This is a genomic window from Candidatus Thioglobus sp., from assembly GCF_028599055.1.
In the GTDB taxonomy this organism is placed as follows: Bacteria; Pseudomonadota; Gammaproteobacteria; order PS1; family Pseudothioglobaceae; genus Thioglobus_A.
This window is the reverse complement of sequence record NZ_JAQRMS010000054.1, coordinates 1-8,526: the sequence shown is the minus strand read 5'-3', so window position 1 is coordinate 8,526 and position 8,526 is coordinate 1. Positions and strand designations below refer to the sequence as shown.

General features: G+C 40.9%; 8 protein-coding genes and 1 tRNA gene. All 9 read left to right on the top strand.

Annotation, left to right across the window (positions count from 1 at the left end):
* Window positions 1–32: 32 nt before the first annotated feature.
* Window positions 33–117 (top strand) — tRNA-Leu (locus PSN35_RS04795).
* A gap of 19 nt (window positions 118–136) precedes the next feature.
* On the top strand, window positions 137–958 hold the full coding sequence (serB, locus tag PSN35_RS04790; RefSeq protein WP_300030212.1) for a phosphoserine phosphatase SerB: 822 nt from the start codon (window positions 137–139) through the stop codon (window positions 956–958).
* Between the two features lie 5 nt (window positions 959–963).
* Window positions 964–2,898 (top strand): heme lyase CcmF/NrfE family subunit, encoded by a 1,935-nt coding sequence (locus tag PSN35_RS04785; RefSeq protein ID WP_300030210.1) that lies wholly within the window; start codon window positions 964–966, stop codon window positions 2,896–2,898.
* Window positions 2,895–4,058, top strand: coding sequence for a c-type cytochrome biogenesis protein CcmI (gene ccmI / locus PSN35_RS04780; protein WP_300030208.1), 1,164 nt, complete (start codon window positions 2,895–2,897; stop codon window positions 4,056–4,058). Before PSN35_RS04785 ends, ccmI begins: the two co-directional genes overlap by 4 nt.
* Window positions 4,059–4,062: 4 nt before the next feature.
* On the top strand, window positions 4,063–5,193 hold the full coding sequence (gene dapE / locus PSN35_RS04775) for a succinyl-diaminopimelate desuccinylase (protein WP_300030205.1): 1,131 nt from the start codon (window positions 4,063–4,065) through the stop codon (window positions 5,191–5,193).
* A 4-nt stretch (window positions 5,194–5,197) separates the two neighbouring features.
* Entirely contained in the window at window positions 5,198–5,872 is a 675-nt protein-coding gene (trmD, locus tag PSN35_RS04770) for a tRNA (guanosine(37)-N1)-methyltransferase TrmD (RefSeq protein WP_300030202.1), read from the top strand.
* Window positions 5,873–6,041: 169 nt separating this feature from the next.
* Window positions 6,042–6,380, top strand: coding sequence for a P-II family nitrogen regulator (locus PSN35_RS04765; RefSeq protein ID WP_300030199.1), 339 nt, complete (start codon window positions 6,042–6,044; stop codon window positions 6,378–6,380).
* A gap of 10 nt (window positions 6,381–6,390) precedes the next feature.
* On the top strand, window positions 6,391–7,668 hold the full coding sequence (locus PSN35_RS04760; protein WP_300030196.1) for an ammonium transporter: 1,278 nt from the start codon (window positions 6,391–6,393) through the stop codon (window positions 7,666–7,668).
* A 114-nt stretch (window positions 7,669–7,782) separates the two neighbouring features.
* Window positions 7,783–8,526, top strand: a 744-nt coding sequence (gene dapA, locus PSN35_RS04755) for a 4-hydroxy-tetrahydrodipicolinate synthase (protein ID WP_300030193.1), incomplete at its 3' end; no start/stop codon positions are given.

Below are 8,526 nucleotides of genomic sequence, written 5' to 3'. Positions count from 1 at the left end.
CTTCACCCCTCAAGGGGGTGTCAATACAAAGCGCGGGAGTGGTGGAATTGGTAGACACGCTGGATTTAGGTTCCAGTGTCGTAAGACGTGAGAGTTCGAGTCTCTCCTTCCGCACCATATTTAAATAAGGTGACATGTGAAGACAATCATTCTACATAGTCAAGACCTGGCAGTAGCCAAACTTGTTGCTCAGCATATCGATGCTGATATCCAACAAAAGCGTACACATTTTCGCTTTTCTACCCAAAAAAATATTGATTTAAATACGCTCAGAGAGCGGTTTAAACTCGATTTTAATTTGATTCCTGAGAACTTTTTAACGGACAAAGTTGCGCTGTTTGTTAGTGACATGGATTCAACCTTAATTAATATTGAGTGTATTGATGAAATTGCTGATTTTGCCAATTTAAAGCCTCAAGTAGCTGCGATTACAGAAAAAGCCATGCGTGGTGAATTGGACTTTGATAGCTCTTTGTCAGAGCGTGTTGCCTTGTTAAAAGGCTTAGAAGTTGCCACTTTAGAAAAGGTTTACACACAAAAATTACAAGTCAATCCTGGTGGTCAAGAATTAATTAATTTCTTAAGTGGTAGAAATATTAAAAGCGCCGTAGTGTCTGGCGGGTTCACTTATTTTACGGATCGATTGGCTGCAGATATTGGCCTTGATTATTCCAGGGCCAACACATTAGCGGAAAGCAACGGTTGCTTGACTGGCGTGACTCAGGGCGCTGTTATCAACGCAAACGCTAAGGCTGATTTTATTCATGAGTTGTGTGAGCTTAATTCAATTAGCACGAAGCAAGTAATCGCCATTGGTGATGGCGCTAATGATCTAGAGATGATGAAAGTCGCTGGATTGTCAGTTGCTTACCATGCAAAACCAATTGTTGCTCAGCAGGCAGATATTGCCATTAATGTCGGTGGATTAGATAAAATCATTGATTTATTTGATACATAATTGACATGATTATTGAAATTGGACATTTTGCACTGGTGCTAGCTTTGGCCTTTGCTTGCCTGCAGGTTATATTGCCGACAGTGGGTTTACTTAAAGGGAGTTTTTCTTTAGCGCAATTGTCACGACCAATGTTGTGGGCGCAATTTTTCTGGACAGTTGTCGCGTTTGCTATTTTAATGAACGCCTTTGTCGTTGATGATTTTTCGGTGAAGTATGTGGCTAATAATTCCAACACCGAACTACCAACTATGTTTAAGATGTCTGCGGTTTGGGGTGCGCACGAGGGATCTTTATTACTTTGGGCGTTAATACTATCTGGCTGGAGTGTTGCGGTATCAATACTGTCTAGGCGCATACCAAGTGAAGTGCTCAACCATATTCTGATTATTTTGGGTTTGATTAGTGTTGGTTTTTTGCTGTTTTTATTATTGACCTCTAACCCTTTTGAGCGCTTAGATGTTATTCCTGCGCAAGGACGAGAGCTCAATCCACTCTTGCAAGATTTTGGCTTGATCATTCATCCACCAATGTTGTATATGGGTTATGTAGGCTTGGCCATTCCATTTGCTTTTGTTTTATCGTCGCTTATTCGTGGACAGCTTGATTCAACTTGGTTACGCTGGTCTCGTCCCTGGACATTGGTCGCTTGGTCGTTTTTAACCTTTGGCATTGTTTTAGGATCTTGGTGGGCGTATTACGAGCTTGGCTGGGGCGGTTGGTGGTTCTGGGATCCGGTTGAAAACGCTTCATTTATGCCGTGGTTAGTGGCTACCGCATTGGTACATTCATTAAGCGTGAGTGAAAAACGCGGCGCTTTTAAGCATTGGACTGTATTGCTTGCTATTGCTGGATTCTCATTAAGCTTGTTGGGTACCTTTTTGGTTAGATCGGGCATTTTGACATCAGTGCATTCTTTTGCTGCTGATCCAGAGCGTGGCTTATTTATTTTAATTTTCTTGATACTGGTGATTGGCAGCTCTTTGGTGCTATACGCTTGGCGAGCAAGCTTAATGAAAAGTCAAAATGCATTTGCTTGGTGGTCAAAAGAAAGTGGTTTGTTGATTAACAATATTTTGCTTGTGGCAGCAATGTTGAGTGTTTTCTTAGGTACGCTATATCCGCTACTCTTGGATTCATTAGGCTTAGGCAAAATTTCAGTAGGTGCGCCTTATTTTGATGCAGTATTTGTGCCTATTATGATTCCGGCAGTTTTAGTAATGGTTATCGCACCATTCTTGCGCTGGAAGAAAGATACACTTATTCGCAGTAGTAGTGTTTTGAAACCTGTATGGTTTGTTATTGCCATTTTATTTGCAGTTAGTTTCTGGCTGGTTGACAATCAGGCGGTGTTATTTGCAGTCTTTTTGTTTATTTGGATTACCTTGCATTCTTTGTCGTTATTGATTAACCGACTTCGTCAAAAAGGCAATATGAGTCTTTCCTTTATTGGTATGATTATGGCGCATATTGGTATCGCAGTATTTTTATTGGGTGCGACAGTTACCACTCAATTGGGTGTAGAAAAAGACATAAAAATGGAGATTGATCAGCCGATTGATATTAAAGGCTATACATTTAAATTTAAAGGCGTGAACAGCTTTACTCATCAGAACTATCAAGGCCACAAAGGTGAAGTAGAAGTTTATTTTGAGAATGAGTTGATCACTAGCTTAAAGCCAGAGAAGCGCCAATATGTGACTGGCATGCCAATGACAGAAGCGGCGATCGACCCATCATTAACGCGTGATATCTATGTTGCACTTGGTGAATCGTTAGAGGGCGATGCGTGGAGTTTGCGCATTTACTATAAACCGTTAATTAGGTGGATTTGGCTAGGTGGCTTGTTTATTTCAATTGGCGCTTTATTGGCGGCATTTGATCGCAGATATCGACCGTCCTCCCAGAGGGCTGCTGTAAATCGTGAGAGGGTTAAATCATGAACATGATGATTTTGATAGGGCTCATGCTAAGTCTTTCACTGGCGTGGGTGGTTTGGTTTTTAAAGAATCCATTGGCTGATAATGATATTGACTTACGTCAATCAAATATTGGATTGGGCAAGCAGCGTAAGGCTGAGTTGCAACGTGATCTTGAGCAAGATTTAATCGATCAGGAGCAGTTTGATTTAGCACTAGAAGAAATTTCCTCAACATTGGCCATTGAGCTAAATCAAAGCACAACGACCGTAAGAGAATCCAAACCCATTAGTGCATTAACTTGGTTGATTGTTATCATGCTGCCAATTTTTTCAATTGGTGTTTATCAATCATTAAGCACCTATTCATCAACAGTCAACACAACAACAGCTTTGGAATCCGCTCCGCTTAGTTTAGAGCAAAGTGCTGAAAAAATAAAGCAACACCTGGTAGATAACCCGTCTGATGCGCAAGCATGGAAAATGCTGGGATTAAGTTATTTTGAGCTTAATAAAATTGATGAATCGTTACAGGCTTATGAAAAGGCTTATCAGCTAAATCCGAAAGATGCAAGATTATTGGTTGAGTACGCTTCAACCATGATTAGTGCTAATGATGATCAATTTACTGGCCGACCGGTAGAATTAATTAAACAGGCATTAGAGATTGAGCCAAATGCACCAGATGCACTTTATTTGGCCGGTTTGTTTGCTGTTAGCATGCAAGATTTTAATTTGGCAAAAGGCCTATGGAATAAAGCCTTAGCTGGATTGCCTGAGGGTAGTGTAGATCGACAAGCGTTGTTGAGTATTTTGGCAGAATTGGAGCGCGAACAAAATCCTAAAATTAGCCATACAGTGACAGTGAATGTGGCCATTGCTGATGAAATTTTAGCCAAACGATCAAATGAAGATTTTTTAATGGTTTATGTGAAATCTGCTGTCGGTAGACCGATGCCTATTGCCATTGAAAAAATCAAAATTAAAGATTTTAGTGGTCAAGTTTCATTGAGTGATATGAATTCAGTGATGCCAACAAAATTATTGTCTGAGCACGATCAGGTATTGGTAGTGGCTAGATTAAGCCGTACAGGTGGCGCCATGAAGCAAGCTGATGATTTACAAGTAGTGAGCGACATAGTTAGCGTGCCAAGTAATCCTACGGTTAATTTAACATTAGATTAAGTTTATGAGTAAAACAATAGAGCTAGCACAAGCCTTAATTAGTGTTGATTCAGTCACCCCTAACGACAAGGGTTGCCAGGCTTTGATGATTGAACATTTAAAGAAGTCTGCATTTAATGCCACCGATTTAAAATTTGGTGAGGTGGATAACTTTTGGGCTGAGCACGGTTCTGGTTCTCCAGTATTTGTGTTTGCAGGGCATACCGATGTTGTACCTGTGGGCGATGAGTCAAAATGGGATTTAGATCCATTTTCAGCTGAAATAAAAGACGGCATGTTACATGGTCGTGGTGCAGCAGACATGAAGGGCTCATTGGCTGCTATGCTTGATGCTAGTGAACGATTTGTGGCAGACTATCCAAACCACAAAGGCACGATTGGTTATTTAATTACTTCGGACGAAGAGGGTCCGGCGATTGATGGCACGGTTAAGGTTTGTGAACATTTAAATGCTGTGGGGCAAAATGTTGATTATTGTTTGGTTGGTGAGCCATCGGCGACTAATACATTGGGTGATGTAATTAAAAATGGACGTCGAGGTTCTTTAAATGGCACACTAACTGTTATTGGCAAGCAAGGTCATATTGCTTATCCGCATTTGGCCAACAATCCAATTCATTTAGCGGTGCCAGCACTTGATGAGTTGCGCGCTGAAGTGTGGGACGAGGGCAATGAGTATTTTCCGGCCACCAGTTTTCAAATCTCTAATATTCATTCAGGTACTGGGGTGACTAATGTCATTCCTGGGGCAATTGAAATTGTTTTTAATTTTCGCTACTCAACGCAGTCGACTCATGAAGGTTTGCAACAGCGAGTGTGCGACATTCTGGACAAATATCAGTTTGACTATAAAATTGATTGGAATCATTCAGGTTATCCGTTTTTAACGCCAAAAGGTGAGTTGGTGAGTGGTTGTGTTGATGCAATTAAAAAAGTAACGGGTGTTGATACTGAGTTATCCACTTCAGGTGGCACCTCTGATGGGCGTTTCATTGCGCCAATGCTTGATGCGCAAGTGGTTGAGTTAGGCCCGTTAAACGCTACCATTCATCAAGTGAATGAATGTGTATCTGCCCAAGATCTAGATGATTTGAGCGACATCTATTATCATATTCTTAAAAATATCCTAACCTAAGATCATGCGTTTTGATGTGATCACTTTGTTCCCTGATATGTTTTCGGCCATTAAGGATGAAGGGGTGGTTGCGCGCGGTATTAAGAAATCTTTGTTAAGTATTCATACTTGGCAGCTGAGAGATTTTTCTGATAATAAATATCGCAATGTTGATGACAAGCCTTATGGTGGTGGTGCTGGCATGGTGATGCAAGTTAAACCCATTAGAAGTTGTATTAAAAAAATCAAACAACAGGCGCCTAGCACACGGGTTATTTATCTATCACCTCAAGGTAAAAAACTAACTCATCAGCTGGCGACAGAGCTCTCTAAATTTGAATCAATAACCTTGTTATGTGGGCGTTATGAAGGGGTGGATGAGCGCATTATTGAGCATGATGTGGATATGGAAGTATCCATTGGTGATTATGTAATTAGTGGCGGCGAATTAGCTGCTATGGTATTAATTGATAGTGTGAGTCGTCAATTGCCGGCAGTATTAGGCAATCAAGATTCCTTGAATGACTCCTTTGCCAATGAATTATTAGATTATCCACATTACACACGCCCTGAAGTGATTGATGATCAGCGAGTGCCAGAGGTTTTGTTAAGTGGTCATCAGGCCAACATTGATCAGTGGCGAGCACAACAGGCTTTAAAAAATACACAACTCAAACGCCAAGATTTAGTGAATAAATAGCCTTATAATTGCTTGTATTTGCTTTTTTTCATAAAAAAATCTATAATCATCGTTGTGATGTTACAACGGCGTAGCATTTAAAAACAAGCATTGCTGCTTACAAGTTGCCCATGATGGGTTTATTTCTATTTACAAACCAAGTGGTTTGTAACTTATACAGGAGAGAAGTATGAAATTTGTAACGGCAATTCTACGACCGCACAAATTAGACGATGTTAGAGAGGCACTTTCAGAAGTGGGCGTATCTGGCATTACCGTGACCGAAGTTAAAGGCTTTGGTCGTCAAAAAGGCCACACTGAGTTATATCGTGGGGCTGAATATCAGGTTGATTTTTTACCAAAAGTTAAATTAGAAGTAGCTATCTCAGCCACTCAATTAGAGTCAGTGATTGAAGCTATTAGCAGTGTTGCCAGTTCAGGAAAAGTGGGCGATGGCAAAATTTTTGTATCTAATTTAGAAAAAGTAGTTCGCATTCGTACCGGTGAGACGGATCAAGACGCACTTTAGGGAGTAAAAAATGAAAAAATTATTATTAAGTTTATTGGCTTTAATGCCAATGGGTGTGTTTGCCGAGGGTTTAGACGGTGCGAACACTTCGTGGATTTTAACCTCAACAGCATTGGTGTTATTTATGACTCTGCCAGGTTTAGCTTTGTTTTATGGTGGTTTGGTTCGCAGCAAAAATATCTTATCGGTATTAATGCAGTGTTTCTCCATTGCAGGTATTGTATCCATTTTATGGCTAATCGCAGGTTATTCAATTGCATTTGCTGATGGCAATGCTTATTTTGGTAGCTTATCTAAGTTTATGTTAGTGGGCGTTACAGAAGGCTCTTTAAGTGGTGATATTCCTGAGAGTTTATTTGCTTTGTTTCAAATGACGTTTGCCATTATTACCCCAGCGTTAATCGTGGGTGGTTTTGCTGAACGCATGAGATTTTCAGCTGTGTTGTTATTTAGTGCGATTTGGTTAATTGTGGTTTATGCACCAATTACTCACTGGGTATGGGGCGGTGGCTGGTTAGGCGAAATGGGCTTGCTTGACTTTGCTGGTGGTACGGTTGTTCATATAACCGCAGGTGTGGCAGCTTTAGTGGCGGCTATTGTTATTGGGCCGCGTAATGGATTTTTAAAAAAACCAATGCCACCACACAACATGACGATGACTATTACCGGTGCAGCCATGCTATGGGTTGGTTGGTTTGGCTTTAATGGTGGATCAGCATTAGCCGCTAATGGTGACGCGGCAATGGCGATGTTAGTAACGCATATTTCAGCTGCAGCTGGTGCAATCACTTGGATGTTTTACGAGTGGATCAAGTTTGGCAAGCCAACGGCATTAGGTGCAGTAACTGGCCTGATTGCTGGTTTGGGCACCATTACGCCAGCATCTGGTTTTGTTGGCCCTGCCGGAGGTTTGGTGATTGGTATTGTTGCCGGTATTGTTTGTTTTAATGCAGTGATTCTAATTAAACAAAAGTGGAAAATTGACGATTCATTAGATGTATTTCCGGTGCATGGTGTTGGTGGTATTATCGGTACATTAATGGCAGCAGTATTTGCATCAAACGAATTGGGAATTTTCTCTGGCCAAGGATTGGCAGAGGGGATGACCATTATGTCGCAGCTTGAGGTTCAAGCGATTGGCGTTGTTGCAACCTTTGTTTATACAGCGATCGCAACTTACGTCATTCTTAAAGTAGTTGATGTTATGGTTGGCTTAAGAGTGAGCGCTGAAGAAGAGCAACAAGGTCTAGATATCATTTCTCATGAGGAAAGAGGTTACGATTTATAATTAAAATCTAGACTAATTAAACCCGCTAATGACTTTGTTATTAGCGGGTTTTTTTATGCCTAAAAAACTGCATTCGTATATAATTCTAATTAATCATTTTTATTGTTTAGTGTTATGCGTATAAACCATCCTTTAACTGGCTCTATGGTGGCCTTAATCACGCCGATGTTTAAAGACGGATCGGTTGATTTTGCCTCGCTTGAAGCGTTGGTTGAGTTTCATATTGAGTCAGGCACTAAAGCAATTATCTCTATGGGAACAACGGGCGAGAGTGCTACGCTGAACCAGCAGGAGCACATTGAGGTAATGCGTAGAACGGTTGAATTTGCCAATGGCCGCATTTCCATTATTGCTGGCACTGGCGCCAATTCAACCTCTGAAGCGATTGAGTTAACACAAGCTGCCAAAGAAATCGGCGCAGATGCTTGTTTGTTGGTGACACCTTATTACAATAAGCCCACTCAAGAAGGCTTGTATCAGCATTACAAGTTGATTGCTGAGACGGTTGATATTGATCAGATTTTATATAATGTTCCGGGTAGAACAGCGGTAGATTTACTGCCAGAAACCATTGTTAGATTATCTGAAGTTTCTAATATCATTGGTGTGAAAGATGCCACTGGTGACTTAAGCGTGGCACAAATATTAATTGATACTTGCCCAGAAGACTTCTTACTATATAGTGGTGACGATGCAACAGCGATTGAGTTTATTTTAATGGGTGGTCATGGTGGCATTTCGGTTAGCGCTAATGTTGCACCTAAAGAATTGTCGCAAGCTTATCAAGCGGCATTTGACAGTAACAAAGCATTAGCAGAAGAGTTGGATGCACCGTTGAGAGGATTGCATCAAAATTTA